Source organism: Azonexus sp. MM2026_4, assembly GCF_055901855.1.
The window spans coordinates 2,042,165-2,067,832 of the sequence record NZ_CM148380.1; the positions used below are offsets into that span (position 1 = coordinate 2,042,165).

The following is a 25,668-nucleotide window of genomic DNA, read 5'->3' on the forward strand; positions in this document are numbered from 1 at the left end:
CAGTCTAGTGCGCCGCGATGTCAGTTCGATGACAGCCCGGCATCCCGGAAACCCCGTCACCCCTTCCCCCGGAGGAAATCCGCATGCAACTCAAGCACCTCATCCGCAGCTTCGCCGTCGCCGGCCTGGCGCTCGCCGCCATCGTCCCGGCGCACGCCGAGAAGACCGTCCTCAACGTGTACACGGCGCTGGAAACCGACCAGTTGAAGGCCTACCAGCAGTCCTTCAACAAGTCCTACCCGGACATCGAAATCAAGTGGACGCGCGATTCGACCGGCATCATTACCGCCAAGCTGCTGGCCGAGAAGGCGAAGCCGGTGGCCGACGTGATCATGGGCGTCGCCGCCTCCAGCATGGTCGTCTTCGACCGCGAGAAGATGCTGCAGCCGTATGCCCCGGCCAACCTGAAGGCACTCAACCCGCGCTTCCGCTCGGCCGGCGCGACGCCGACCTGGGTCGGCATGGACGTCTGGGGCGCGGCAATCTGCTACAACGTCGCCGAAATGCAGAAGCAGGGTCTGCCCCGCATCGAAAGCTGGAAGGACCTGCTCAAGCCGGAATTCAAGGGCAAGATCGTCATGCCCAACCCGAATTCCTCGGGCACCGGCTTTCTCGACGTCACCGCCTGGCTGCAGATGTTCGGCGAAAAAGGCGGCTGGGACTACATGGACAAGCTGCACGAGAACATCGCGGTGTATACCCATTCCGGCTCCAAGCCCTGCGTGATGGCCGGCGCCGGTGAATTCCCGGTCGGCATCGCCTTCGAATACCGGGCCAACGTCGTGCGCAGCAAGGGCGCGCCGATCGACATCATCTTCCCCAAGGAAGGCCTCGGCTGGGACATGGAATCGATCGCCATCGTGCACGGCACGCCGCAGCTTGAAGCGGCGAAGAAGCTGGCCGACTGGGCGACCACCCGCGAAGCCAACGAACTCTACGCGAAGAACTTCGCCGTCGTCGCCATGCCCGGCATCGCCACCCGCCTGAAGTACGTACCGAACGATTACGAACAGCGCCTGGTCAAGAACGACTTCCAGTGGATGGCCAAGAACCGCGACGCGATCCTGACCGAATGGCAGAAGCGCTATTCGACCAAGTCGGAACCGAAGAAGTAATTCCCCGCCCCCGCCGCCCGCCGCCTGGCGGGCGGTTTCACCGTTGACCGCGAGGCGCCCATGGCCCACCTGGAAATCACCCAACTGACCAAGCGCTACGGCGCTTTCGTCGCGCTCGAGCGCATCGAGCTGGCCGTCGAACGCGGCGAGTTCCTCGTCCTGCTCGGCCCGTCCGGCTGCGGCAAGACCACGCTGCTGCGGGCGATCGCCGGTCTCGAACGGCAGGACGAAGGGCGCATCGTGCACGCCGGGCGCGACATCTCGCAACTGTCGCCGGCGCTGCGCGACTACGGCATCGTCTTCCAGTCCTACGCGCTGTTCCCCAATCTCAGCGTCGCCGACAACGTCGCCTACGGCCTGAACAGCCGGCGCGCCGACCGCCGGCTGGTGCGCAACCGGGTCGAGGAGATGCTTGAGCTGGTCGGCCTGCCGGGCAGCCAGCCCAAATTCCCGGCACAACTCTCCGGCGGCCAGCAGCAGCGCGTCGCGCTGGCCCGCGCGCTCGCCACCTCGCCCGACCTGCTGCTGCTCGACGAGCCGCTGTCGGCGCTCGACGCCATCGAACGCGTCCGCCTGCGCTCGGAAATCCGCAGTCTGCAGAACCGGCTTGGCGTGACGACGATCATGGTCACCCACGACCAGGAAGAGGCGCTGGCCATGGCCGACCGCATCGTCGTCATGCGCGGCGGGCGCATCCAGCAGATCGGCGGGCCCCAGGAAATCTACCGGGCGCCGGGCAACGACTTCGTCGCCGACTTCATCGGCCGCGGCAACCTGCTCGACGCCACCGGCGCCGGCCCGCAACACGTCCGCATCGGCGACCTGCTGCTGCGCTGCACCGGCCACAGCAGCGAAGGCAGCCGCCAGCGCTTCTACGTCCGGCCCGAGGACATCCGCCTGCACGACACGCTCGACCAGGGCGAGAACAGCTTCTACGCCCATGTCCTGAAGTGCGAGTTCCTCGGTGCCTATTCGCTGGTCACCCTGCACGCGGCAACCGGCAACGGCATCCCGCTGGTCGCCCAGTTTTCCAGCAACTACCTGGGCGGCCGCGAAATCCGCCCGGGGGCGACGCTGCGCGTCGGCATCCCGGCCGAACACCTGCGCCCGCTGCCGGAGGCGGCATGAGAGTCGCCGGTCTGAGCACGCTGCCGCCCGGCCGTCGGTCCACGCTCGGCGAGCAACTGGGCGGCCCCTTGTTGATGCTGGCCGCCCTGGCGTTGGCGGTTTTCCTGTTACTACCGCTGGGCGCCGTCCTCCTCGGCGCCGTGCGCGACGACAGCGGCGCCTTCAGCCTGCTCCGTTTTGCCGAATTCGCGGCGACGCCGGGCATGGCGACGGCGATCTGGAACACGCTGTGGGTTGCCGCCACCGTAACTGCGATCACCGTGCCGCTGGCCTTCGTCTATGCCTACGCGATCGAGCGCGCCTGCCTGCCGCTGCGCGGGCTGTGGCGGATCGTCGGGCTGTCGGCGCTGCTCGGCCCGTCGCTGGTCGGCGCGATCGCCTTCATCCAGTGGTTCGGCACCCAGGGCGTGCTCAAGGCCTGGCTTGGCGAAACTTCAGTTTACGGTCCGGTGGGCATCGTCATGGCCACCGTCTATGCCAGCTTCCCGCACGCCCTGATGATCCTCGTCGTTGCCCTGGCCACCGCCGACGGCCGACTCTACGAAGCGGCCGATGCGCTGTCGGCGTCGCGCTGGCGCAAGTTCGTCACGGTGACCTTGCCCGGCGCCCGCTACGGGCTGATCAGCGCGGCGCTCGTCGTCTTCGCCTATTCGGTCAGCGAGTTCGGCATTCCCAAGGTGATCGGCGGCAATTTCCCGGTGCTCGCCGTCGAAATCTACGTCCAGGTCGTCGGTCAGCACAATTTCGGGCGCGGCGCCGTCGTCGCGCTGCTCCTGCTGCTGCCGGTACTGCTCGCCTTCGCCATCGACTGGTGGGTACAGCGCCGCCAGCAGGCCGGGCTGAGCGCCCGCGCCGTGCCCTACCGGCCACGCCCCGACTGGCGGCGCGACCTGCCGCTGCTCTTCTACTGCCTGCTGCTGGCGACGGCGATGCTCGGCATCCTGGGCATGGCCGGCTATACCTCGCTGGTCCGCTTCTGGCCGTACAACCTCGAACTCAGCCTCGACCACTACATCTACGGCCTGGCCGAAGCCGGCGTCCTCGACGCCTGGCTGAACAGCCTGCGCATCGCCGGGCTGACCGCCTTGTTCGGCACGCCCTTCGTCTTCTTCACCGCCTGGTTGCTGGAGAAATGCCAGGGCGGCCCGGCCGGACTGCGGCCGCTGGTCCGCGCGCTGGCCGCGCTGCCGATGGGCGTGCCCGGGCTGGTGCTCGGCATCGGCTACATCCTCTTCTTCAATGCGCCGGACAACCCGTTGAACGGGCTGTACCAGACGCTGGCGATCATGGTCGTCGCCAACATCGTGCATTACTACACGGCCTGCCACCTGACCGCGCTGACCGCGCTCAAGGGCATCGACCGCGAGTTCGAGGCGGTCTCCGCCTCGCTCAAGGTCTCGCCCTTCGTCACGCTGTGGCGGGTGACGCTACCGGTCTGCCTGCCGGCGGTGCTGGAAATCGCCCGCTACCTGTTCATCAACGCGATGACCACGGTGTCGGCGCTGGTCTTCCTCTACTCGCCGGATACGCTGCCGGCCTCGGTCGCCATCCTCAACCTCGACGAGGCCGGCGAACTCGGCCCGGCGGCGGCGATGGCGACGCTGATCGTGCTCACCTCGGCGGCGATCAGCCTGCTCTATTCGCTCGTCACCCACCTGCTCTTCCGCCGCCACCAGGCCTGGCGCCAGGGCCAACGCTGATTTACCGGAGAAAAACCCGCCATGTACGCCGTCGACCGTGACCCGCTGCTGCTCACCCCCGGCCCCCTGACCACCTCGCTGCGCACCAAGCAGGCGATGCTGCACGACTGGGGTTCCTGGGACGCCGCCTTCAACCGCATCACCGCCGACGTCTGCCGGCAACTGGTCGCCATCGCCCATGGCGAAGACAGCCACGTCTGCGTGCCGCTGCAGGGTTCCGGCACCTTCTCGGTGGAAGCCGCGCTGGGCACGCTGGTGCCGCGCCAGGGCAAGGTGCTGGTGCCGAACAACGGCGCCTACTGCGCGCGCATCCTGAAAATCCTCGGCTACCTCGGGCGCGAGGCCGTCGAACTGCGCTTCGCCGAAGACCAGCCGGCCGACCCGGCGGCCATCGAAGCGGCGCTCGCCGCCGACCTGGCGATCACCCACGTCGCCCAGGTCCATTGCGAAACCGGCACCGGCATCCTCAACCCGCTCGCCGAGATCGCCGCCGCCGTCGCCCGCCAGGGGCGCGAGCTGATCGTCGACGCGATGAGCTCCTTCGCCGCTCTCGACATCGACCTGCGCACGACGCCGATTGCGGCGCTGGTCGCCGCTTCCGGCAAGTGCCTGGAAGGCGTGCCCGGCATGGGCTTCGTCATCGTCCGCCGCAGCGCGCTGGAAGCTGCTGCCGGCAACTGCCATTCGCTGGCGATGGACCTGCACGACCAGTGGATCTACATGCAGAAGACCACGCAATGGCGCTTCACGCCGCCGACCCACGTCGTCGTCGCGCTGCACGAAGCGCTCGCTCAATACGCCGAGGAAGGCGGGCTGAGCGTGCGCCACGCCCGCTACGCGGCCAATTGCGCTGCGCTGGTCGACGGCATGGCCGGACTCGGCCTGAAGCCTTTCCTGGCGCCCGAGCACCAGGCGCCGATCATCGCCACCTTCCACGCGCCGGCCAGCCCGAACTACGACTTCAAGGCCTTCTACGCGGCGGTGCGCGACAAGGGCTTCATCCTTTACCCGGGCAAGCTGACCGAGGTCGACACCTTCCGCGTCGGCTGCATCGGCGCGCTGACGACGCAGGACGTCGCCAAGGTGGTCGATGCCGTGGCTGCAACGCTGCGCGACATGCTGGCATGAACAAGCGCGACATCCTGATCGTCGGCGGCGGCATCTTCGGCGCCGCCGTCGCCTACGAACTCGCCCGCCACGGCCTCGGCGAGCGCGTCCTCGTCCTCGAACGCCTGCAACCGGCGGCTGGCGCGACCAGCCGGGCGGCGGCGCTGGTGACCATGGTGCGCGACGACCCCGGGCAAATCGCACTGGCCCGCCAGACTTTCCGCACGATGGCCGAACTCGAACAGGAATTCGGCGAAGACATTGGCCGGCGCACGGTCGGCGCCCTGCACGCGGCACCGGCCAGTCACCTGGCGGTGCTGCAGGCGCGTGCCGCAGGCGCCGCCGCGCACGGCATCGCCAGCCGCTGGCTGGACAAAGCCGAGGCGCTCGCCCGCGCCCCCTGGCTGGCGCCGGAATCCTTCGATCACGCGGTGCTCTTCCCCGACGAGTGCTACGTCGAACCCTACCTGTTCGCCACCGCCCTGCTACGCGCTGCCATCGCGGGCGGCGTGCGCAGCACCAGCGCAGAAGTGACGCGCATCGTCGTCGACGCCGGCGCAGTACGCGGCGTCGAACTGGCCGACGCTACGCAGCGCCCAGCCAGCGTCATGGTTAACGCAGCCGGCGCCTGGGCCAACCGCCTCAGCGTCAACCTCGGCCTGCCGCTACCGATGGCGCCGGTACGCAGCCAGTACTGGATCAGCGAGCCGGCGCCGATCTTCCCGCGCGACGGCGCCATCGTTCTGCTGCCGGCGATCCGCGCCTACGCCCGGCCAGAGGTTGGGGCACTGCTCTTCGGCATCCGCGAGCGCCAGCCGGCAGTCGCCGACGCCCGCAGGCTGCCGGCCGATCTCGCCGGTTTCGTCTTCGACCCCGACGACGCCGACGGCTGGGCCAACCTGGCCGAAGGCGCCGACGAGCTGGCGCCCTGCTTCCCGGCGCTGAACACGCTGGGCATTGCCCATTACCTGACCGGGCCGAGCAACTACACGCCCGACCGGCAACTGGTCGTCGGCGCCGCGCCGAAGATCGCCGGGCTGTACGTCGCCAGCGGCTGTAACGGCTCGGGAATCAGCTTCGCCGGCGGCGTCGGCCGCCTGATCGGCGAACTGATCCGTGGCGCCGCGCCCTTCGTCGATCCGCAGCCCAGCGCCCCGGGCCGGCGCGGCAATTTCGACCCCTATGCCCCCGAATTCCTCGCCGCCTGCGCCGCCGCGCGGGCCGGAAAAACTTCCGGCTGAACCGCCGCCACCTTACGGAGACATCCCATGCAACAGCAACTTGAAGCGGTCATTTTCGACTGGGCCGGGACCACGGTCGATTTCGGTTCCTTCGCGCCGACCCAGATTTTCGTCGACGCCTTCCGTGCCGCCTACGACTTTGACCTGACGCTGGCCGAAGCGCGCGGCCCGATGGGCCTGGGCAAGTGGCAGCACATCGAGGCGCTCGGCCGCGATCCGGCGGTCGACGCCCGCTGGCGGGCAAAATTCGGGCGGCCGATGAACAACGACGACATCGACCACCTCTACCGCACCTTCCTGCCGCTGCAGGTCGAACGCGTCGGCGCACACGCGACACTGATTCCCGGCACGCTGGAAACGGTCGCCGCGCTACGCGAGCGCGGCCTGAAGATCGGCTCGACCACCGGCTACCCGCGCCCGGTCATGGACAAGCTGATGCTCGCCGCCGCCGCCAACGGCTACACGCCGGACTGCACGGTCTGCGCCGACGATCTCGCCGCCGGCGCCCGCCCCGGCCCGTGGATGGCGCTGCAATGCGTGCTCGACCTGAAGATCGGCAAGGTCAGCCACTGCGTGAAGGTCGACGACACCCTGCCGGGCATCGCCGAAGGTCGCAACGCCGGCATGTGGACGGTCGGCCTGATGCTCTCCGGCAGCCCGGCCGGGCTCACCGAGGCCGAATTCGCGGCGGCTACCACGGACGAACTGGCCGCCTTGCGCGCCCGCATCGCCCCGGAGTTCACCACCGCCGGCGCGCATTATTTGATTGACAGCGTCGCCGACCTGGTACCGGTGCTCGACGACATCGAGCGCCGCCTGGCTGCCGGCGAGCGTCCTTAAGGCGTGTTCGCAGTAAGCTGCGGGACGGAAGCGGCGAACGGCGGCGACCGTACGGGCGCCCCGGGATCTCAGTTGCCGCCCATCGCCATGCCGGTCGCCTCGACGGCGACGATGGCCTTGGCCTGGTTGAGGTCGTCGGCGTAACCGCTGGCGTAAAGCAGACAGGCCAACTGGTTGGCCAGGGGCTTGGGCAGCGGCAACTGCTTGTCGAGAACGCGCCGCATCCAGCGCGCGGTGCTCGTCGCATCGATCCCTTCGGGCAGGTTGGGCAGGCCGCGCAGGCTGTCGTGCTCGGCCTCGAACAGGATGTCGACCTGTCCCTGGCTGACCAGTTCGAGGCGTGGCCGGCGCTTCGGATTGGCGTAGGGTTCGCCTTCGGTACCGCGCAGCAGCAGCGCCCGCTGACCACGCTCCAGGAGCAGCGCGCGCATCAGGTCGATGTAGTCGGGATGCGTCGCCGGGGCGACCAGCACCGCTTCGCCGAGGAAGGGGTTGATCAGTTTGACCAGGCTGTGCGCGCTGTTGCGCACGCCCATCCGACCGCGTAGCGCGAGCAGGTTGTGCAGGCCGGGCGAGAAGGCGTTGAGCGGCAGGAAGACCAGGCCGTCGGCGCTCAGCGTCTGCTGCGCCTGCTGCACCGAGCCGACCGGCATGTGACCGAGTTCGCGGAAAATCTGCGCCGTGCTGACCCGCCCGAAACCTTCGAGCAGACCGTGCACCAGCACCGGCACGCCGAAACGTTGCAGCAGGAGCGCCAGCAGCGGCGTCAGGTTGGCTTCCTTGCGGGCGCCGTTGTAGCTGGGCAGGACCACCGGCCTGACCCGGCCGTGCGGCATCACCAGGCGATGCATGCGCTGGTCGCTGGCGTCGAGGAAACCGAGCATCTCCTCGATCGATTCGCCCTTGACCCGCAGCGCGATCAGGATGGCACCCAGTTCCAGGTCGGGGACGCCACCGTCGAGCATCGCGGCATAGACCCGGCTGGCTTCCTCCCGCGTCAGATCCCGCGCGCCTTCAGCGCCGCGTCCGATTTCCTTGATGTATTGTGCGTAGCTCACGGTCTCCTCCGTTGTGGTCTTTGTTCGTCATGGCCGTGCCAAACGGTCATCGCTGCCTAGCGTAACGTGACTCGTTGAGTGAACTCACATCACAGCGCGACCTGCCCTCTTTTCAGGCATGACATTGAACTCGAAAGGCTATACGCAACACGCATGCCAAGCTGAAAAATCAATGGCTTGAATGAAAAAGAGGGAAATTCAGCCCGTGAATTTCCCTCTTTTGGTGCATTCGCCGCTGGCGACGTTCCTATTTGACGCGCTGCAGCTTGGGCCGCCCACCGTCCGGCGGCGGTTCGGGTACTTCGTCGACGGCAACCGGACCCGCCTGTGGCTTACTTGCCGACGGCGCTGCGAGCGAGTCGGCCTCGTCGACATCGAAGGCCATGCCGGCGCCGTTCTCGCGCGCGTAAACGGCGGCAACCTGCGCCACCGGCACCGAAAGCTCGCGCGCCACGCCACCGAAACGGGCCTGGAACTCGATCAGTTCGTTGCCCATCTGCAATTTGTTGGTGGCGCCCGGCCCCAGGTTGAGGACGATCTGGCCATCCTTGACGAACTCGCGCGGAACCAGCGTGCGCGCGTTGACCTGGACCGCGATGTAGGGCGTGAAGCCGTTATCGCAGCACCACTCCCAGATGGCACGCAACAGGTAGGGTTTGGTGGACGGCAGTTCCATCGCTTACTTGCGCATCGCCTTTTCCGACGGCGTCAGCGCGTCGATGAAACCCTGGCGGCTGAAGATCCGTTCGGCGTACTTCATCAGCGGCGCGGCAGCCTTGCCGAGGTCGATACCGTAGTGGTCGAGACGCCACAGCAGCGGGGCGATGGCAACGTCGAGCATGGAGAACTCGTCGCCGAGCATGAACTTCTGCTTGTTGAAGATCGGCACGATCTCGGTCAGGCGCGCCTTGATTTCCTGGCGGGCCTTGTCGGCCGCCTTGCCGTTCTTCTCGATGACTTCCATGTGCGAGAAGATTTCGCGCTCCATGCCGATCAACAACTGGCGGGCGCGCGCCCGCATGATCGGATCGGCCGGCATCAGTTGCGGATGCGGGAAGCGCTCGTCGATGTACTCGTTGATGATGTTCGGTTCGAACAGCACGAGGTCGCGTTCGGCGAGTACCGGCACGCGACCGTGCGGGTTGATCGCGGCCATTTCATCGGCCTTGGAGAACAGGTTGACGTCAATGACCTGGAAGTCCATGCCCTTTTCGTAAAGGACGATGCGGCAACGGTGACTGAAGGGGCAGGTAGTGCCCGAGTAGAGGTTCATCATGTTTAACAGCCCTCAAATGAGATTCGGCACCGGGGGCCGACCGAAGTCAAACCCACGATGCCGTCAGCAGATCCGGGAAGGATCAGTGAATGTCTTTCCAGTATTCCTTCTTCAGCGCATAGGCAACGACGAAGAGAATGACCAGGAAAATCAGCACGAAAATGCCGAGCGTCTGGCGGTATTCCTGTTGCGGCTCGCCCATCCAGACCATGAAGCCAACCAGATCGGAAACCGCCTTGTCGTACTCCGCCGGGCTCATCTTGCCGGGAACGGCCAGCTTGAGCGCGTGCGTTTCGTGATCCATCACCTGGGTGCCTTGCAGCTCCCAGAGGACGTGCGGCATGCCAACCGCGTTGAAGGCAACGTTGTTCCAACCGGTCGGACGGGCGTCGTCGCGGTAGAAGGTGCGCAGATAGGTATAGAGCCAATCGGCACCGGCCTTGGGAGCACCAGCGTCGCCACGGGCACGAGCGACAATGGTCAGATCCGGCGGCGTCGCACCGAACCATTTCTTCTGCTCGTCGTAACGTGCAGCAACCATCATCAGGTCGCCAATCTTCTCGCCAGCGAACATCAGGTTTTCCTTGACCTGGGATTCAGTCAGGCCAAGGTCCATCAGGTTCTTGTAGCGCATGTAGGAGGCGCTGTGGCAGCTCTGGCAGTAATTGACGAACAGCTTGGCGCCATTCTGCAATGCTGCCTTGTCGCTGACCGAGCCCGGCCACTTGTCGAGGTGAAGCGCCGCACCGGCAGCAAAAGCCATGACCGGCGCGAAGAGCAATGCGATGAGAAATTTTTTCATGTTATGCATCCTCTCACTTCATCGTGACGCGTTCGGGAACCGGCTTGAACTTGTCCATCCGGGACCACCACGGCATGCCGAGGAAGAAGGCGAAATAGAAGACCATGCAAATTTGCGATACCAGCTCACCCATCGGCGACGGCGACAGCGTACCGAGATAGCCAAGGATGAAGAAGCAGATCACGAACAGAGTGATCATCGCCTTGGTGATCGGACCGCGATAGCGGATCGACCGCACCGGGCTGCGATCCAGCCAGGGCAGGAAGGCGAAGACGACAACCGAAGCGCCCATCGCAACAACCCCCCAGAACTTGGCGTCAAGACCGAAGAAGTTCCAGACCATGGCGCGCAGGATCGAGTAGTACGGCGTGAAATACCAGACCGGCGCGATGTGCAGCGGCGTCTTCAGCGGATCGGCCGGGTAGAAGTTCGGCGTTTCCAGGAAGTAGCCACCACCTTCCGGGGCGAAGAACATCACGGCGGAGAAGACCATCAGGAAAACCACGACGCCGACGATGTCCTTGACCGTGTAATACGGGTGGAAGGGGATGCCGTCGAGCGGAATGCCGTGCTCGTCCTTCTTTTCCTTGATGTCGATGCCGTCCGGGTTGTTCGAACCGGTTTCGTGCAGCGCCAGGATGTGGGCAGCGACCAGACCGATCAGCACGAGCGGGAAAGCGATCACGTGGAAGGAGAAGAAGCGGTTCAGGGTCGCATCGCCGACGATGAAATCGCCGCGAATGATGATCGACAGGTCGTTACCGATCACCGGAATGGCACCGAACAGGTTGACGATCACCTGCGCACCCCAGTACGACATCTGGCCCCAGGGGAGCAGATAACCGAAGAAGGCTTCGCCCATCAGCACCAGGAAGATGCCGACGCCGAACAGCCAGGTCAGTTCACGCGGCTTGCGATAGGAACCGTAGATCAGGCCACGGAACATGTGCATATAAACCACGATGAAGAAAGCCGAAGCCCCCGTCGAGTGCATGTAGCGGATGATCCAGCCGCCCGGCACGTCGCGCATGATGTATTCGACCGAAGCGAAGGCCACCGGAACACCAGCGGCGTTCAGTGCAGCATCCGGCTTGTAGTGCATGACCAGGAAAATGCCGGTGACGATCTGAATGACCAGGACCAGCAGCGCCAGGGAGCCGAAGAAATACCAGAAATTGAAATTCTTCGGCGCGTAGTATTCGGAAAGGTGTCCCTTCCACATCGAGGTTGCGGGGAAACGTGCGTCAACCCATTCCAGCACGTTGCCAGCCAGCGAACCATCGGACTTGTACTTCTCGTAAGTGCCCCCAGCCATGTCATGCCCCCTTCTTGTCGTCGCCGATCAGGATACGGGTATCGGTCAGATACACGTGCGGCGGAATTTCGAGATTGGTCGGCGCAGGCTTGGCCTTGAAGACGCGACCGGCGAAATCGAACGTCGAACCGTGACAGGGGCACAGGAAGCCGCCGAGCCAGTCCGCAGTCATCCCCTCTTCAGCTCCGGCCTTGAACTTGGAGCTCGGCGAGCACCCCAGGTGGGTACAGATACCGATCACGACCAGGAGATTTTCCTTGACCGAACGCGTCGGATTTGCGGCATATGCCGGTTGCTGGGACGCCACTTCGGACTTCGGGTCAGCCACTTTGTCGTCCAGCTTCGGCAGGGTTGCCAGCATGTCCTTGGTCCGGTTGATGATCCAAACCGGCTTGCCGCGCCATTCGACGGTCATCATCTGACCTTCTGCCAATTTACCGATTTCGACTTCGACCGGTGCGCCTGCTGCCTTGGCACGTTCGGACGGAAGCAAACTGGAGACGAACGGGATGAGCGCGCCAACCGCGCCCACCCCGCCGACGGCTGCAGTGGCGACGATCAGCCGCCGCCGCCCGCAGTCCACTTTTCCTTGATTGCTCATAACGCTGACCCCTAAAGGAATTGAATGGGTTTAAAAACAAACGCTAAATTATACGCCAACGGAACCCCTGATAAAAGCGCCTGTCAGACTCTCGTCATTCTGTAATGACCCGACGCTCACGCAACGACTGGGCCAGCGTGCCACTATCGACGAATTCCAGCTCTCCCCCGACCGGGACACCACGAGCGATCCGCGTAACGCTGACCCCTCGGGATTTCAGCATTGCCGTAATGTAGTGCGCAGTCGCCTCACCCTCATTGGTGTAGTTGGTAGCCAGAATCACTTCTTTCACCACCCCGTCACTGGCCCTGGCCAGCAGGCGATCCAACTGCAACTGGCGCGCCCCCAGCCCATCCAGCGGCGAAATTCTGCCCATCAGGACGTAGTACAGCCCGGGATAGGCCAGGGTCTGTTCCATCATGTTCATGTCAACCGGAGTTTCAACCACGCACAGCAGACTTCTGTCGCGCTTCGCGGAAGAACAACGCTCGCAGACATCCTGCTCGGTCAAGGTATTACAGGAGCGGCAGTGACGAATGGCACTCAAGGCGTGCCGGATCGCGTCGCCGAGGCGAGCCGCCCCGGGACGATCATGTTGCATCAGATGATAGGCAAGACGCTGTGCAGATTTCGGCCCGATACCGGGAAGGCAGCGCAGGGCCTCGATCAGCGCATCAAGTCCGTTGGTGCTCACCTCAGAAGGGCAACTTCAGTCCTGGCGGCAAATTGAGGCCGGCAGTAAAGCCCGCCATTTTTTCTTGGGAAAGCGCCTCGCCCTTTCGCACCGCGTCATTGATCGCCGCCACCACGAGATCCTCGAGCATCTCGCGATCGTCCATCACCGAGGGATCGATGCTGACTCGCCGTACATCGTGTGCGCAGGTCATCACGACCTTGACCACCCCGGCCCCCGCCTGTCCTTCAACTTCGATCAGGGCCAGCTGCTCCTGCGCCTTCTTCATGTTTTCCTGCATCATCTGGGCCTGTTTCATCAGACCGCCCAAACCACCTTTGATCATTAGCGAGCTCCGTCAATCAATGGGTTTAATGGAAGAATCGACGATCTTCGCGTCTAGCGTTGCGATCGCGTCTTGGATAAAGAAATCTTTTTCGATCGCCAGTTCTGCGCCTTCTTGACGCTCCTGGCGCTGACGCCCTGCCGTGACGGCAGGGGTCTCGACACTCGGCGCACCAAGTTCGATTTTCAGCACGAGCTGCCGAGAAAAATAGCTGCTCAGTGCCTGTTGCAGCTTTTCCGGCGACGGCTTCATCTGCAGATGCGCAGCCGAACTGGCCAAACGTAACAGACAATGCCCCTCGCCAATCTCACGCAATTCGCAGTTCAAGGCGAGCTCCTTCGCCAACCCGGAAAGCGGAAGTTCGGCGACGATGGCGTGCCAGTCCCCCGGTGCATACGCCGCCTTCGCTGGCGTGGCTTCGCGCGGCGCAGACGCGATCGGCTTCTCCCTGACGGGAGGAGGCACATTGACCGCCGACTTGGCCTGCGCCGGCGGATTGCCACGAACCGAAGCCACCACTTCGGCAACACTGCGCGGACGAAAGACATGCAGGCGCAACAAGGTCATAACGAACCCGGAGTATTCATCGGGCGCCTGCGCCAGTTCAGCCCGCCCGACATTGACGATCTGATAGGCGAGTTGCACATACTCGGGTGAAAGAATTTCCGCCAATGCCAGCAGCCGCTGCCGATCCGGGTCGTCGTCGTCGATTGTCGTTGGTGCGCACTGCACGACCTGAATCCGGGTTAGCAAGGCAGCCAGCTCTTGCAACGCCCCGTTAAACGAAAGGCTTCTTACAGCAAGCAGAGAGGCCTGCTGCATAAGCCCGGAAGCATCGCCTTCCTGCAGCGTCTCCAGGATTGAAAACAGGTAATCCTGGTCGACGTTACCCAGCATGGCCCTGACCTGCGCCTCGTCCACGTTCCCTGCACCGTGAGCAATCGCCTGATCAAGCAAGGAAAGTGCGTCCCGCATGCTGCCTGCGGCCGAACGAGCAAGCAGCGAAAGCGCCGGAGTATCGAAAGGAATTCCCTCTGCCTGCAGAATGTGTGCAAGATGAGAGGAAATCGCTAGCGCCGGCATCTGCTTCAAGTTGAATTGCAGGCAACGCGAAAGCACCGTAACCGGGATTTTCTGCGGATCGGTCGTGGCAAGGATGAATTTCACATGCTCAGGTGGCTCTTCCAGAGTTTTCAACATCGCATTGAATGCCGACGTCGACAACATGTGAACTTCGTCGATGACATACACCTTGAATCGTCCTCTGGTCGGCGCATAGACCGCATTTTCCAGAAGCTGCCGCATCTCGTCGACACGGGTGTTGGTTGCCGCATCAACCTCAAGCAAATCGACAAAGCGCCCGGCATCGATTTCCTGGCATGCCGAGCATTTACCGCAAGGAAGCGGAGTTATGCCGGTTTCGCAGTTGAGTGATTTAGCCAGAATTCTGGCCAAAGTCGTCTTGCCGACACCGCGGGTGCCGGTAAACAGATAAGCGTGGTGAAGTCTTTGTTGGGATAACGCATGGGTCAGGGCGCGTACGACATGTTCCTGGCCAACAACTGTCGAAAAATTACGCGGCCGCCACTTTCGAGCGAGAACCTGATAACTCATGCGCCCCACACTAAAGCAAAAATGAAAGTGGCGAGCCTAACCCCCGGCACTTGCAGAAAACGGCTGTGGCTGCTTCCTTCCGGACCTGACCAGGTTAACCATCCTGCAATGCGGGGAGACCCGCCGGGGCGAATTCTAACACAGAGCGCCCCCACCATTTCCACTAGGGCGGAATTTCTCTGTGCTGATGTGTTTGGAATGTAGACGGCAAAAGGCCCCGGCTAGGATGCTAGCAGGGGTCTTTTGGAATGGGAGCCTGGCGGTGACCTACTTTCGCGAGCGAGATGCTCACTATCATCGGCGCGTTTCTGTTTCACGGTCCTGTTCGGGAAGGGAAGGGGTGGGTCCAGAAGGCTATTGCCGCCAAGCGAAACTTGTGTGCTTGATTTTGTGATCAAGCCAAGGAGGAAGGGGTTGTGTGTTGTGATTGCTTGTTTAGAGTTACTTGTATGAACAAGGTTATAGGATCAAGCCGCACGGGCAATTAGTATCAGTTAGCTTAACGCATTGCTGCGCTTCCACACCTGACCTATCAACGTCGTGGTCTTCGACGACCCTTAAGGGGGCTCAAGGCCCCGGGAAATCTTATCTTGAGGCGAGTTTCACGCTTAGATGCTTTCAGCGTTTATCTCTTCCATTCATAGCTACCCGGCGATACGACTGGCGTCATAACCGGTACACCAGAGGAATGTCCACTCCGGTCCTCTCGTACTAGGAGCAGGCCCTCTCAAATTTCCAGCGCCCACGGCAGATAGGGACCAAACTGTCTCACGACGTTTTAAACCCAGCTCACGTACCTCTTTAAATGGCGAACAGCCATACCCTTGGGACCGGCTACAGCCCCAGGATGAGATGAGCCGACATCGAGGTGCCAAACACCGCCGTCGATATGAACTCTTGGGCGGTATCAGCCTGTTATCCCCAGAGTACCTTTTATCCGTTGAGCGATGGCCCTTCCATACAGAACCACCGGATCACTATGACCTGCTTTCGCACCTGCTCGACTTGTGGGTCTCGCAGTCAAGCACGCTTTTGCCATTGCACTTTATGGGCGATGTCCGACCGCCCTAAGCGTACCTTCGTACTCCTCCGTTACCTTTTGGGAGGAGACCGCCCCAGTCAAACTGCCTACCATGCACGGTCCCCGGCCAGGATTCACTGGCCAAGGTTAGAACCTCAAACAAATCAGGGTGGTATTTCAAGGTTGGCTCCACCGAAACTAGCGTCCCGGTTTCACAGCCTCCCACCTATCCTACACAAACCGGTTCAAAGTCCAATGCAAAGCTGCAGTAAAGGTTCATGGGGTCTTTCCGTCTTGCCGCGGGGAGATTGCATCTTCACAAACATTTCAACTTCGCTGAGTCTCAGGAGGAGACAGTGTGGCCATCGTTACGCCATTCGTGCAGGTCGGAACTTACCCGACAAGGAATTTCGCTACCTTAGGACCGTTATAGTTACGGCCGCCGTTTACTGGGACTTCGATCAAGAGCTTGCACCCCATCAATTAATCTTCCAGCACCGGGCAGGCGTCACACCCTATACGTCCACTTTCGTGTTTGCAGAGTGCTGTGTTTTTATTAAACAGTCGCAGCCACCATTTCACTGCAACCCCATCGGCCTTCGAGCGCGAGGCTCTACAACCTACCGGGGCACACCTTCTCCCGAAGTTACGGTGTTAATTTGCCGAGTTCCTTCTCCTGAGTTCTCTCAAGCGCCTTAGAATTTTCATCCTGCCCACCTGTGTCGGTTTGCGGTACGGTCGTCTCTAGACTGAAGCTTAGTGGCTTTTCCTGGAAGCTTGGTATCAATCACTTCAGCACCGTAGTGCCTCGTCATCACGCCTCAGCTTAGCCCCCCGGATTTGCCTAAGGGGCACGCCTACACGCTTAAACCAACTATTCCAACAGTTGGCTGACCTAACCTTCTCCGTCCCCACATCGCATCTAGAGCCGGTACAGGAATATTGACCTGTTTCCCATCGACTACGCATTTCTGCCTCGCCTTAGGGGCCGACTCACCCTACGCCGATGAACGTTGCGTAGGAAACCTTGGGCTTTCGGCGAGGGAGCTTTTCACTCCCTTTATCGCTACTCATGTCAGCATTCGCACTTCTGATATCTCCAGCATCCTTTACAAGACACCTTCACAGACCTACAGAACGCTCCCCTACCATATCCTTACGGATATCCGCAGCTTCGGTGCATGGTTTGAGCCCCGTTACATCTTCCGCGCAGGACGACTCGACTAGTGAGCTATTACGCTTTCTTTAAAGGATGGCTGCTTCTAAGCCAACCTCCTAGCTGTCTATGCCTTCCCACTTCGTTTCCCACTTAACCATGTCTTTGGGACCTTAGCTGGCGGTCTGGGTTGTTTCCCTCTTGACAATGGACGTTAGCACCCACTGTCTGTCTGCCACACTCGCACTTTCCGGTATTCAGAGTTTGCCATGGTTTGGTAAGTCGCGATGACCCCCTAGCCATAACAGTGCTTTACCCCCGGAAGTGATATGTGACGCACTACCTAAATAGTTTTCGGGGAGAACCAGCTATTTCCGGATTTGTTTAGCCTTTCACCCCTATCCACAGCTCATCCCCTAACTTTTCAACGTTAGTGGGTTCGGACCTCCAGTACCTGTTACGGCACCTTCATCCTGGCCATGGATAGATCATCCGGTTTCGGGTCTACGCCGTGCTACTAAACGCCCTTATCAGACTCGCTTTCGCTACGCCTCCCCTATTCGGTTAAGCTCGCAACACAACGTAAGTCGCTGACCCATTATACAAAAGGTACGCAGTCACCCCTCAAGGAGGCTCCCACTGTTTGTATGCATGCGGTTTCAGGTTCTATTTCACTCCCCTCCCGGGGTTCTTTTCGCCTTTCCCTCACGGTACTAGTTCACTATCGGTCGATCACGAGTATTTAGCCTTGGAGGATGGTCCCCCCATGTTCAGACAAGGTTTCACGTGCCCCGCCCTACTTTTCGCTAACTTAGTACCACGGATCTGTTTTCGAATACGGGGCTATCACCCACTACGGCCGGACTTTCCATTCCGTTCTCCTAACAGTTCCGCTATCACTAGCAGGCTCTTCCGTGTTCGCTCGCCACTACTTACGGAATCTCGGTTGATTTCTTTTCCTCCGGCTACTTAGATGTTTCAGTTCACCGGGTTCGCCTCGCTTACCTATGTATTCAGTAAGCGATACCCTTGCGGGTGGGTTTCCCCATTCGGACATCTTCGGATCAAAGCTTTATTGCCAGCTCCCCGAAGCTTTTCGCAGGCTTACACGTCCTTCATCGCCTGTGATCGCCAAGGCATCCACCACATGCACTTAGTCGCTTGATCCTATAACCTTGTCCTCTCTTGCGAGAGCGGCTACAGGCAACTCATAAACTTTGTGCCGATCATCCATTAGCTGTAATGAACAATCAGATGCAATCACAACGTGTCATTCCTCTCATCAAGGAACAACACAACCTTCTTCCAACTTGTTAAAGAACAGTAGCTTTCTTTCAAAAGCCAGTGATAAGCACCTTTGCTTATCACTGGTCTCTGGTGGAGGATGACGGGATCGAACCGACGACCCCCTGCTTGCAAAGCAGGTGCTCTCCCAGCTGAGCTAATCCCCCGCTGAACTTCGCATTACGTCGTTGCTCGGTCGGTTGCATAGCGCTGCTATGCGGCCCTTCCTCGCGCCTAGTACTGCTCGTTCATCTGATAGACGTTCCACTGGCTTTTGGTAACCAAGCAATTCAAGGCGGAGCGTGGCGCCGCATACTCTCGTATGCAAGCCGCGCGACAACGCCGAAGTGCGCAGTGTTACCAAATGCCAGTTGGTGGGTCTGGTTGGAATCGAACCAACGACCCCCGCCTTATCAAGACGGTGCTCTAACCGACTGAGCTACAGACCCTCGTCTGTTTGCTACTTTCGAACAACCGATAGGTTGTGGGTGCCAGGATGCTTTCTCTAGAAAGGAGGTGATCCAGCCGCAGGTTCCCCTACGGCTACCTTGTTACGACTTCACCCCAGTCACGAACCCCGCCGTGGTAAGCGCCCTCCTTGCGGTTAGGCTACCCACTTCTGGCGGAACCCGCTCCCATGGTGTGACGGGCGGTGTGTACAAGACCCGGGAACGTATTCACCGCGACATGCTGATCCGCGATTACTAGCGATTCCGACTTCATGCAGGCGAGTTGCAGCCTACAATCCGGACTACGATCGGCTTTCTGGGATTGGCTCCACCTCGCGGCTTGGCAACCCTCTGTACCGACCATTGTATGACGTGTGAAGCCCTACCCATAAGGGCCATGAGGACTTGACGTCATCCCCACCTTCCTCCGGTTTGTCACCGGCAGTCTCGTTAAAGTGCCCAACTAAATGATGGCAATTAACGACAAGGGTTGCGCTCGTTGCGGGACTTAACCCAACATCTCACGACACGAGCTGACGACAGCCATGCAGCACCTGTGTCCAGGCTCCCTTTCGGGCACCAAGCCATCTCTGGCAAGTTCCTGGCATGTCAAGGGTAGGTAAGGTTTTTCGCGTTGCATCGAATTAATCCACATCATCCACCGCTTGTGCGGGTCCCCGTCAATTCCTTTGAGTTTTAACCTTGCGGCCGTACTCCCCAGGCGGTCAAACTTCTCGCGTTAGCTACGTTACTAAATGGTTTTACCCACCCAACAACTAGTTGACATCGTTTAGGGCGTGGACTACCAGGGTATCTAATCCTGTTTGCTCCCCACGCTTTCGTGCATGAGCGTCAGTATTGGCCCAGGGGGCTGCCTTCGCCATCGGTGTTCCTCCACATCTCTACGCATTTCACTGCTACACGTGGAATTCCACCCCCCTCTGCCATACTCTAGCCTTCCAGTCACAAGCGCAGTTCCCAGGTTGAGCCCGGGGATTTCACGCCTGTCTTAAAAAACCGCCTGCGCACGCTTTACGCCCAGTAATTCCGATTAACGCTCGCACCCTACGTATTACCGCGGCTGCTGGCACGTAGTTAGCCGGTGCTTCTTATTCCGGTACCGTCATCCACACAGATTATTAGTCTGCGCGATTTCTTCCCGGCCGAAAGAGCTTTACAACCCGAAGGCCTTCTTCACTCACGCGGCATGGCTGGATCAGGGTTGCCCCCATTGTCCAAAATTCCCCACTGCTGCCTCCCGTAGGAGTCTGGGCCGTGTCTCAGTCCCAGTGTGGCGGATCATCCTCTCAGACCCGCTACAGATCGTCGCCTTGGTAGGCCTTTACCCCACCAACTAGCTAATCTGATATCGGCCGCTCCCAGAGCGCGAGGTCCGAAGATCCCCCGCTTTCCTACTCATAGAATATGCGGTATTAGCTATCCTTTCGGATAGTTATCCCCCACTCTAGGGTACGTTCCGATACTTTACTCACCCGTTCGCCACTCGCCACCAGGATTGCTCCCGTGCTGCCGTTCGACTTGCATGTGTAAGGCATGCCGCCAGCGTTCAATCTGAGCCAGGATCAAACTCTTCAGTTCAATCCAACTAACTCGCAAATTCACTGACGGTAGATTTCTCTACCTATTACTCGGTGTTTTTGCCTTAATACTTTTGCGACCTAAGTCGCTTCGCATCAAGACACCCACACCTATCGGTTGTCCTAACTTTTAAAGATCAATTCCACCGCGCCGTCGCTTTCACTTCGTCAGCAGCAGAGAAGTGAGATTATGAACCAACTCCTCACTTCCGTCAAGCGTTTTGAAAAATTATTTCAAACCACTTCAAAACCACTTCTTCTAACCTCCAGAAACAAAACGCTTGGCTTTACCAAGCGCGTCGCTTGCTGGTTGCGGGGGCAGGATTTGAACCTGCGACCTTCGGGTTATGAGCCCGACGAGCTGCCAGACTGCTCCACCCCGCGTCCGTCAGAGAGGCCGAATTATGCCTAGCCCTCACACCTTCGTCAACCCCCTTGCTGCAAATTCTTTTATTCGGACAACCATTCGAGCAAAGACGACCATTGTTCGACATCCCTCTTGTGCTTGGCTTTCGGCGGATCGAATACGGTCGCGCCGGCAGCAGCGACGTTTACATAGTTCTGAGTGTTGCGGAGATAAGCAACGATAGGAATGTCGAAATGGCGCAGGAACTCTTCCAGCATCGCCGCTGCGCGTGTCCGCGGATCGACCCGCATGGCGACGATAGCGACCTTGGCCCGCACACCGCGTATTTCACCGCGGATGGAATTGAGAAAATCTTCCGTCGCCGCCATATCGAACACCGAAGGGACCAGCGGCACCACGACTTTGTCCACCGCACGGATGTAATCGCTCAGTTTGTAACCCTGAAGCCCTGCCGGCGCGTCCACGACGACCCAGTCGGCGTCCCTCGGCAAATTGAGAGTGATCTGGTTACCGCCGAAATAGCCGGTAACCGGCGGCAGGGACTGGTCGCGGAAAGCCATCCAGCGCAAGGCTGACTGCTGGCGATCCAGATCGCAGAGTGTCGTCACCTTGCCCTGATTGGCAAAATACCCCGACAGATTGGTTGCCAGGGTCGTCTTGCCTGCCCCGCCTTTTGGATTTGCCACGAGCACTGCACGCATCTGAAACTCCCTCTTTAATATGAGCATGATTATATTGCTCGCACCAGACGCGTCATAGATGCATAGAATAAGCACTTCACCAATCAGAAACTGCAAAATGATCACGAAAGTTGCCGGCGAACGCCAGGGTATCCAGTCCATCGAGGTCGGTTTCCGACTGCTTGACGTGCTGGCCAAGAACAATCGTCCGATGATGCTGCGCGATATTGCAAAGGGAGCAGGCATGGCGGCGGCCAAGGCTCACCGCTATCTGGTCAGCTTCATGCGCATCGGTATCGTCGAACAGGACGCCGGTACCGGCCGCTATGATCTGGGGGCCTACGCCCTGGAGTTGGGGCTCTCCGGACTTGGCCGTCTCGACCCGGTCAGACTGGCGGGCCCCATCCTCGACAATCTTTGCGAGGACATCCATGAAACCGTCGCCCTCGCCGTCTGGGGGACACATGGCGCCACCATTGTCCGCATCGTCGACGCCGGCAGCCCGATCACCATCACCTTGCGCCCCGGGACGGTTCTTTCACTGACCCGATCGGCAACCGGACGCGCCTTCGCCACGTTCTGTCGCTCGCCTTTCCTGAAGAAGATGATCGACAAGGAACTCCGCGAACAGGCCGACAGCAGCAAGACCGCCATCACCACCTGCCGCCGCCAACTCGAAACCACGCTCACCGAAATCCGCGAGCGCGGGCTTTCACGAGCCAGCGGCAGCCTGACCCCCGGCATCAATGGCTTCAGCGCGCCGGTATACGATCACAGTGGTCGCATGGTTGCCGCCATTACTTCTTTGGGCACCATTGGCGAATTCGACGTCGAGTGGGAGAGCGATACGGCGAAGCGCATGCTCGCAGCCGCAGCAGAACTATCGCATCGGCTAGGCTACGGCAGTATTCAGGAATAGTGCTGGTGCCCCCGGTCGGAATCGAACCAACGCCTGATGATTACAAATCAACTGCACGACCTTCATGCTACGGGGGCTGACGCCGGGCCGGGATTATAGCCGATCGACAGAGTTCATTGATGACCACGCCGACCAATCCGTTTGAAATTGCCCGCGATACGCTCAAGCAACTGGCACAGAAGCGCATCCCGCCGACCCCGGACAACTATCAGACTCTCTATCACGACATCGCCGGAACCAAACCGGTCAACGCGAATTTCCCCGAACGGCAGTTGCGCTCCCTGACGGAGGCCCTGCCCAGAAGCTCGCCCGACCAGCTACGCCTGGCCAGACAGCTCGACGAAGCAATCAAGCGCGCCGATTGGGAAGCCTATCAGAAATGTCTGGCGACTTTCGTCGCCGGACTGGCCGAATCGCAGAAGCTGGCCTGGGGTGAACTGATCAGCGACCTGCTCCGACAATGGGAAGCCAAGCATCAGGGACTCACTTCCGCGCGCAAACGTGAATCGCTCGAACACGTCCTGACCAGCAGCGCCAGCAACCCGGACAACCTGTTCTCCCGCCTGCAGAATCTTCTGCGTTCGTGGGGAAATGGCCGAGAACACGAGCCGAGCAGCAGCGCACCGGAAACGCCGGAAGTCGCCAAGCTTCCGTCTGCCGAGCAGAAGCCGGTTGCCAATGCCAATGACCACAAGGAAGTCCTGTCTCAACTCAGAGAGCTTTTCGCATTCACGCTGGAAACTGCAATCGCCACCCAATTGCTCGAAAGTCCGGCACTTTCCGACGATGCGAAGCAACTGGCCCTGGCCATCAGGCAGGCCAGGAACGCCGAGGAAACCCAGGATTTCCTGGTCCGTCTCAAACGTTTCGCCTTCAAGCTCGAACTGCTCGCCGAAGATCAGCAGGAACTGCGCAAGAGCCTGCTCGGCCTGCTCCGGCTGCTGGTCGAAAACATGACCGAACTGGTCATCGACGACCGCTGGCTGCACGGACAGATCGAAGTCGTCCGCGACATCATCGACAAGCCGCTGTCGCAGCGCAGCATCGACGATGCCGAACGCCGCCTCAAGGAAGTCCTGTTCAAGCAGAGCCAATTGAAGGCGAGCCTGTTCGAAACCCGCGAGGCGATCAAGCAGATGCTCACCGGTTTCGTCGATCATCTGGCCAACTTCGCCGATGCCACCTCGGACTACCACGACCGGATCGAAAACTTCGCCAACAAGATCAGTTCGGCGGACAACATCTCGGCGCTGGAAAACGTCCTCGGCGAGGTAATGCGGGAAACCCGCAGCATACAGAGCAACGCCAAGCGCTCGCGCGACGAACTGCGGGCAACCCAGCAACGCGTGCGGGAGGCCGAGGCCCGCATCAGCGAACTGGAAGTCGAACTCGCCAAGACCAGCGACCTGGTCCGCCACGACCAACTGACCGGCGCCCTCAACCGGCACGGCCTCGAGGAGATGTTCAGCAAGGAGCTGGCACGGGCCAGACGCCACGACACCCTGCTCTGCATCGCACTGCTCGACATCGACAATTTCAAGAAACTCAACGATTCGCTTGGCCACGATGTCGGCGACCAGGCGCTGGTCCATCTCGCTGCCGTCTGCCGCGAAACCCTGCGCCCACAGGACACGATCGCCCGCTACGGCGGCGAGGAATTCGTCATCCTGCTCCCGGAAACCCGTCTCGACGACGCCGCCACCGTCTTGGCCCGGCTGCAGCGCGAGCTGACCAAGCGTTTCTTCCTGCACGACAACGAAAAAGTCCTGATCACCTTCAGCGCCGGCGTCACCCAGATGACCGACAACGACGATCAAGGCAGCGTGATCAAGCGCGCCGACGAGGCGATGTACGTCGCCAAGCAGACCGGCAAGAACCGGGTCGTGACCAAGCAGTGGACCCCATGACGGAGAGCCGCCTCGTGCCGGAAAGGAAATCGCCGCTCGCCAGCCGCCAGCATGTTCCGCTGCGCTTCCTCAAATCGTCACTCGTCGTCGACAGCGAACTGACGCCCAACAGCGAAATCGCCGGCTGGCTGGAAGAAGAACGTCGCTCGGCCGGACTCTCGCTCGAACGCGTCCCCCTGGACCAGCTGGAAAACTGGGCGTTCTCCGAAAACGGTCGCATCGCCCACCGCAGCGGCCGCTTCTTCGCGATCCAGGGCATCGAGGTGAGCACCGACTGGGGCGAGGTCCCGAACTGGGACCAGCCGATCATCGACCAGCCGGAAGTCGGCTTCCTCGGCCTGATCGCCCGTGAATTCGGCGGCGTCCTGCATTTCCTGATGCAGGCCAAGGTCGAGCCCGGCAATCTCAACGCGGTCCAGATCTCGCCGACCCTGCAGGCGACCAAGAGCAATTACTCGCGCGCCCACGGCGGCAACGCCCCGCGCTATCTGGATTTCTTCATCGACGCCCGGCCCGACGAGATCCTGCTCGATCAGTTGCAGTCCGAGCAGGGCGCCCGCTTCCTGGCCAAGCGCAACCGCAACATCATCATCGAACCGCAGGGCGAACTGGCGCTGACCCCCAGCTTCCGTTGGCTGACGCTGGGCCAGATCAAACACCTGCTGCGCCAGCCGAACCTCATCAACATGGATACCCGGACGGTCATTTCCGGGATTTCCTACGGCGAGTTCGACGATCGCGCCGAGTACTACTTCGACCTCTTCGCGCGCCACTTCTCGAGCAGCAACCTGCCCGCCATTTCGCTCCTCAGGTCTTTCCTCCACGCCGGCGACAGCCTGCACAGCATGGAAGAAATCCTGTCCTGGGTGACGCACCTGCGCTCGCGCTACGAACTCCACATCACCCGCAAGCCGCTTGCCGAACTGCGCCAGTGGCGGATCGAGCGGGATTGCATACGCCACGAAACCAACCGCTTCTTCAAGGTGATCGGCACCCGCATCGAGCTGCACGGCCGGGAAGTGCGCAGCTGGTGCCAGCCGCTCATCGAGAGCGCCCAGGAAGGCCTGCTCGCCTTCATCATCAAGCCGATCAACGGCGTCTATCACTTCCTGGTCCAGGCCAAACTGGAGCCGGGCAATTTCGACATCATCGAGTTTGCGCCGACCGTCCAGTGCCTGACCGGCAATTTCCGCGACAACGAGCCCGGGCAGCGGCCGCCCTATCTCGACTACGTGCTGTCCGCGGCGCCCGCGCAGCGACTGGTCGACACCATGCAGTCCGAAGAAGGCGGGCGTTTCTTCCAGGAGCAGAACCGCAACCTGCTGGTACTGGCCGACGACGAATTCCCGCTGGCGACCTCGGAAAACTACCGCTGGATGACCCTGAACCAGATCAAGCAGTTCATCCGCTTCAACAATTACCTGAACATCCAGGCGCGCAGCCTGATTTCCGCCATTTCCTTCGCGTGATC

The 25,668-nt window shown here is 61.0% G+C and carries 19 protein-coding genes, 4 tRNA genes, 3 rRNA genes and 1 other RNA gene; 9 read left to right on the forward strand and 18 right to left on the reverse strand.

Annotated features, from left to right (window positions below; all coding sequences use genetic code 11):
* Positions 1 to 83 precede the first annotated feature (83 nt).
* From AC0KWY_RS09550 to phnX, 6 genes are read left to right on the forward strand one after another with little or no spacing between them, the layout of a single operon-like run.
* On the forward strand, positions 84 to 1,115 hold the full coding sequence (locus AC0KWY_RS09550; protein WP_474029413.1) for a putative 2-aminoethylphosphonate ABC transporter substrate-binding protein: 1,032 nt from the start codon (positions 84 to 86) through the stop codon (positions 1,113 to 1,115).
* A gap of 60 nt (positions 1,116 to 1,175) precedes the next feature.
* Positions 1,176 to 2,243: a putative 2-aminoethylphosphonate ABC transporter ATP-binding protein gene (locus AC0KWY_RS09555; protein ID WP_474029414.1), complete on the forward strand. Its 1,068-nt coding sequence runs from the start codon at positions 1,176 to 1,178 to the stop codon at positions 2,241 to 2,243.
* Positions 2,240 to 3,943: a putative 2-aminoethylphosphonate ABC transporter permease subunit gene (locus tag AC0KWY_RS09560; RefSeq protein WP_474029415.1), complete on the forward strand. Its 1,704-nt coding sequence runs from the start codon at positions 2,240 to 2,242 to the stop codon at positions 3,941 to 3,943. The genes AC0KWY_RS09555 and AC0KWY_RS09560 overlap by 4 nt, the downstream gene beginning before the upstream one ends.
* Positions 3,944 to 3,964: 21 nt before the next feature.
* On the forward strand, positions 3,965 to 5,071 hold the full coding sequence (locus AC0KWY_RS09565) for a 2-aminoethylphosphonate--pyruvate transaminase (protein ID WP_474029416.1): 1,107 nt from the start codon (positions 3,965 to 3,967) through the stop codon (positions 5,069 to 5,071).
* Positions 5,068 to 6,291: an NAD(P)/FAD-dependent oxidoreductase gene (locus tag AC0KWY_RS09570; RefSeq protein ID WP_474029417.1), complete on the forward strand. Its 1,224-nt coding sequence runs from the start codon at positions 5,068 to 5,070 to the stop codon at positions 6,289 to 6,291. Before AC0KWY_RS09565 ends, AC0KWY_RS09570 begins: the two co-directional genes overlap by 4 nt.
* A gap of 27 nt (positions 6,292 to 6,318) precedes the next feature.
* Positions 6,319 to 7,131, forward strand: a complete 813-nt coding sequence (phnX, locus tag AC0KWY_RS09575; RefSeq protein WP_474029418.1) for a phosphonoacetaldehyde hydrolase — start codon at positions 6,319 to 6,321, stop codon at positions 7,129 to 7,131.
* A 68-nt stretch (positions 7,132 to 7,199) separates the two neighbouring features.
* Here the strand turns inward: phnX and ybiB are convergent, their stop codons facing one another.
* The 17 genes from ybiB to AC0KWY_RS09660 all read right to left on the reverse strand — a co-directional run bounded on the left by ybiB (position 7,200) and on the right by AC0KWY_RS09660 (position 21,392).
* Positions 7,200 to 8,189, reverse strand: a complete 990-nt coding sequence (ybiB, locus tag AC0KWY_RS09580; RefSeq protein WP_474029419.1) for a DNA-binding protein YbiB — start codon at positions 8,187 to 8,189, stop codon at positions 7,200 to 7,202.
* Positions 8,190 to 8,436: 247 nt separating this feature from the next.
* Positions 8,437 to 8,865 (reverse strand): ClpXP protease specificity-enhancing factor, encoded by a 429-nt coding sequence (locus tag AC0KWY_RS09585; RefSeq protein ID WP_474029420.1) that lies wholly within the window; start codon positions 8,863 to 8,865, stop codon positions 8,437 to 8,439.
* Positions 8,866 to 8,868: 3 nt separating this feature from the next.
* Positions 8,869 to 9,465: a glutathione S-transferase N-terminal domain-containing protein gene (locus AC0KWY_RS09590; RefSeq protein WP_474029421.1), complete on the reverse strand. Its 597-nt coding sequence runs from the start codon at positions 9,463 to 9,465 to the stop codon at positions 8,869 to 8,871.
* 82 nt (positions 9,466 to 9,547) lie between these two features.
* A complete protein-coding gene (locus tag AC0KWY_RS09595; RefSeq protein WP_474029422.1) occupies positions 9,548 to 10,267 on the reverse strand; it encodes a cytochrome c1 in 720 nt (239 codons plus the stop codon).
* A 13-nt stretch (positions 10,268 to 10,280) separates the two neighbouring features.
* Positions 10,281 to 11,582 carry a cytochrome b gene (locus AC0KWY_RS09600; RefSeq protein WP_474029423.1) on the reverse strand — a complete coding sequence of 434 codons (1,302 nt, stop codon included), beginning with the start codon at positions 11,580 to 11,582 and terminating at the stop codon, positions 10,281 to 10,283.
* A gap of 1 nt (position 11,583) precedes the next feature.
* On the reverse strand, positions 11,584 to 12,183 hold the full coding sequence (gene petA, locus AC0KWY_RS09605) for a ubiquinol-cytochrome c reductase iron-sulfur subunit (RefSeq protein WP_474029424.1): 600 nt from the start codon (positions 12,181 to 12,183) through the stop codon (positions 11,584 to 11,586).
* A gap of 94 nt (positions 12,184 to 12,277) precedes the next feature.
* Positions 12,278 to 12,877 carry a recombination mediator RecR gene (recR, locus tag AC0KWY_RS09610; RefSeq protein ID WP_474029425.1) on the reverse strand — a complete coding sequence of 200 codons (600 nt, stop codon included), beginning with the start codon at positions 12,875 to 12,877 and terminating at the stop codon, positions 12,278 to 12,280.
* Between the two features lies 1 nt (position 12,878).
* On the reverse strand, positions 12,879 to 13,202 hold the full coding sequence (locus AC0KWY_RS09615) for a YbaB/EbfC family nucleoid-associated protein (RefSeq protein ID WP_474029426.1): 324 nt from the start codon (positions 13,200 to 13,202) through the stop codon (positions 12,879 to 12,881).
* 12 nt (positions 13,203 to 13,214) lie between these two features.
* Complete coding sequence (gene dnaX / locus AC0KWY_RS09620) at positions 13,215 to 14,816, reverse strand: DNA polymerase III subunit gamma/tau (protein WP_474029428.1); 1,602 nt, start codon at positions 14,814 to 14,816, stop codon at positions 13,215 to 13,217.
* 26 nt (positions 14,817 to 14,842) lie between these two features.
* Positions 14,843 to 14,941: signal recognition particle sRNA small type (gene ffs, locus AC0KWY_RS09625), an RNA gene on the reverse strand.
* Between the two features lie 129 nt (positions 14,942 to 15,070).
* Positions 15,071 to 15,184, reverse strand: a 5S ribosomal RNA gene (gene rrf, locus AC0KWY_RS09630).
* A 95-nt stretch (positions 15,185 to 15,279) separates the two neighbouring features.
* Positions 15,280 to 18,160: ribosomal RNA gene (locus AC0KWY_RS09635) — 23S ribosomal RNA — on the reverse strand.
* A gap of 208 nt (positions 18,161 to 18,368) precedes the next feature.
* Positions 18,369 to 18,444, reverse strand: a tRNA-Ala gene (locus tag AC0KWY_RS09640).
* Between the two features lie 205 nt (positions 18,445 to 18,649).
* A tRNA-Ile gene (locus AC0KWY_RS09645) sits at positions 18,650 to 18,726 on the reverse strand.
* A 60-nt stretch (positions 18,727 to 18,786) separates the two neighbouring features.
* A 16S ribosomal RNA gene (locus AC0KWY_RS09650) occupies positions 18,787 to 20,325 on the reverse strand.
* The 16S, 23S and 5S rRNA genes sit together here with 3 tRNA genes alongside, the layout of an rRNA operon.
* Positions 20,326 to 20,631: 306 nt before the next feature.
* A tRNA-Met gene (locus tag AC0KWY_RS09655) sits at positions 20,632 to 20,708 on the reverse strand.
* Positions 20,709 to 20,774: 66 nt separating this feature from the next.
* The gene (locus AC0KWY_RS09660) at positions 20,775 to 21,392 is read right to left on the reverse strand and encodes a nucleotide-binding protein (protein ID WP_474029429.1); all 618 of its coding nucleotides are present in this window, start codon (positions 21,390 to 21,392) and stop codon (positions 20,775 to 20,777) included.
* Positions 21,393 to 21,489: 97 nt separating this feature from the next.
* Here AC0KWY_RS09660 and AC0KWY_RS09665 point away from each other — a divergent pair, with 97 nt between their 5' ends.
* Complete coding sequence (locus AC0KWY_RS09665; protein WP_474029430.1) at positions 21,490 to 22,290, forward strand: IclR family transcriptional regulator; 801 nt, start codon at positions 21,490 to 21,492, stop codon at positions 22,288 to 22,290.
* Between the two features lie 3 nt (positions 22,291 to 22,293).
* Here AC0KWY_RS09665 and AC0KWY_RS09670 read toward each other — a convergent pair.
* Positions 22,294 to 22,367: transfer RNA gene (locus AC0KWY_RS09670), tRNA-Thr, on the reverse strand.
* 42 nt (positions 22,368 to 22,409) lie between these two features.
* Between AC0KWY_RS09670 and AC0KWY_RS09675 the strand changes: the two genes are divergently transcribed.
* Positions 22,410 to 24,197 carry a GGDEF domain-containing protein gene (locus AC0KWY_RS09675; protein ID WP_474029431.1) on the forward strand — a complete coding sequence of 596 codons (1,788 nt, stop codon included), beginning with the start codon at positions 22,410 to 22,412 and terminating at the stop codon, positions 24,195 to 24,197.
* Entirely contained in the window at positions 24,194 to 25,666 is a 1,473-nt protein-coding gene (locus tag AC0KWY_RS09680; protein ID WP_474029432.1) for an NDP-hexose 2,3-dehydratase family protein, read from the forward strand. Before AC0KWY_RS09675 ends, AC0KWY_RS09680 begins: the two co-directional genes overlap by 4 nt.
* The last annotated feature ends 2 nt before the right edge of the window (positions 25,667 to 25,668 follow it).

What these genes read in the sequence shown, in the direction of transcription:
- AC0KWY_RS09675 (WP_474029431.1), top strand. Translation starts at nt 22,410, where the DNA reads ATGACCACGCCGACCAATCCGTTTGAAATTGCCCGCGATACGCTCAAG.
- AC0KWY_RS09680 (WP_474029432.1), top strand. Translation starts at nt 24,194, where the DNA reads ATGACGGAGAGCCGCCTCGTGCCGGAAAGGAAATCGCCGCTCGCCAGC.
- dnaX (WP_474029428.1), bottom strand. Translation starts at nt 14,816, where the DNA reads ATGAGTTATCAGGTTCTCGCTCGAAAGTGGCGGCCGCGTAATTTTTCG.
- AC0KWY_RS09615 (WP_474029426.1), bottom strand. Translation starts at nt 13,202, where the DNA reads ATGATCAAAGGTGGTTTGGGCGGTCTGATGAAACAGGCCCAGATGATG.
- petA (WP_474029424.1), bottom strand. Translation starts at nt 12,183, where the DNA reads ATGAGCAATCAAGGAAAAGTGGACTGCGGGCGGCGGCGGCTGATCGTC.
- phnX (WP_474029418.1), top strand. Translation starts at nt 6,319, where the DNA reads ATGCAACAGCAACTTGAAGCGGTCATTTTCGACTGGGCCGGGACCACG.
- AC0KWY_RS09555 (WP_474029414.1), top strand. Translation starts at nt 1,176, where the DNA reads ATGGCCCACCTGGAAATCACCCAACTGACCAAGCGCTACGGCGCTTTC.
- AC0KWY_RS09590 (WP_474029421.1), bottom strand. Translation starts at nt 9,465, where the DNA reads ATGATGAACCTCTACTCGGGCACTACCTGCCCCTTCAGTCACCGTTGC.
- AC0KWY_RS09550 (WP_474029413.1), top strand. Translation starts at nt 84, where the DNA reads ATGCAACTCAAGCACCTCATCCGCAGCTTCGCCGTCGCCGGCCTGGCG.
- AC0KWY_RS09595 (WP_474029422.1), bottom strand. Translation starts at nt 10,267, where the DNA reads ATGAAAAAATTTCTCATCGCATTGCTCTTCGCGCCGGTCATGGCTTTT.
- AC0KWY_RS09565 (WP_474029416.1), top strand. Translation starts at nt 3,965, where the DNA reads ATGTACGCCGTCGACCGTGACCCGCTGCTGCTCACCCCCGGCCCCCTG.
- AC0KWY_RS09660 (WP_474029429.1), bottom strand. Translation starts at nt 21,392, where the DNA reads ATGCGTGCAGTGCTCGTGGCAAATCCAAAAGGCGGGGCAGGCAAGACG.
- AC0KWY_RS09570 (WP_474029417.1), top strand. Translation starts at nt 5,068, where the DNA reads ATGAACAAGCGCGACATCCTGATCGTCGGCGGCGGCATCTTCGGCGCC.
- AC0KWY_RS09665 (WP_474029430.1), top strand. Translation starts at nt 21,490, where the DNA reads ATGATCACGAAAGTTGCCGGCGAACGCCAGGGTATCCAGTCCATCGAG.
- AC0KWY_RS09585 (WP_474029420.1), bottom strand. Translation starts at nt 8,865, where the DNA reads ATGGAACTGCCGTCCACCAAACCCTACCTGTTGCGTGCCATCTGGGAG.
- AC0KWY_RS09560 (WP_474029415.1), top strand. Translation starts at nt 2,240, where the DNA reads ATGAGAGTCGCCGGTCTGAGCACGCTGCCGCCCGGCCGTCGGTCCACG.
- AC0KWY_RS09600 (WP_474029423.1), bottom strand. Translation starts at nt 11,582, where the DNA reads ATGGCTGGGGGCACTTACGAGAAGTACAAGTCCGATGGTTCGCTGGCT.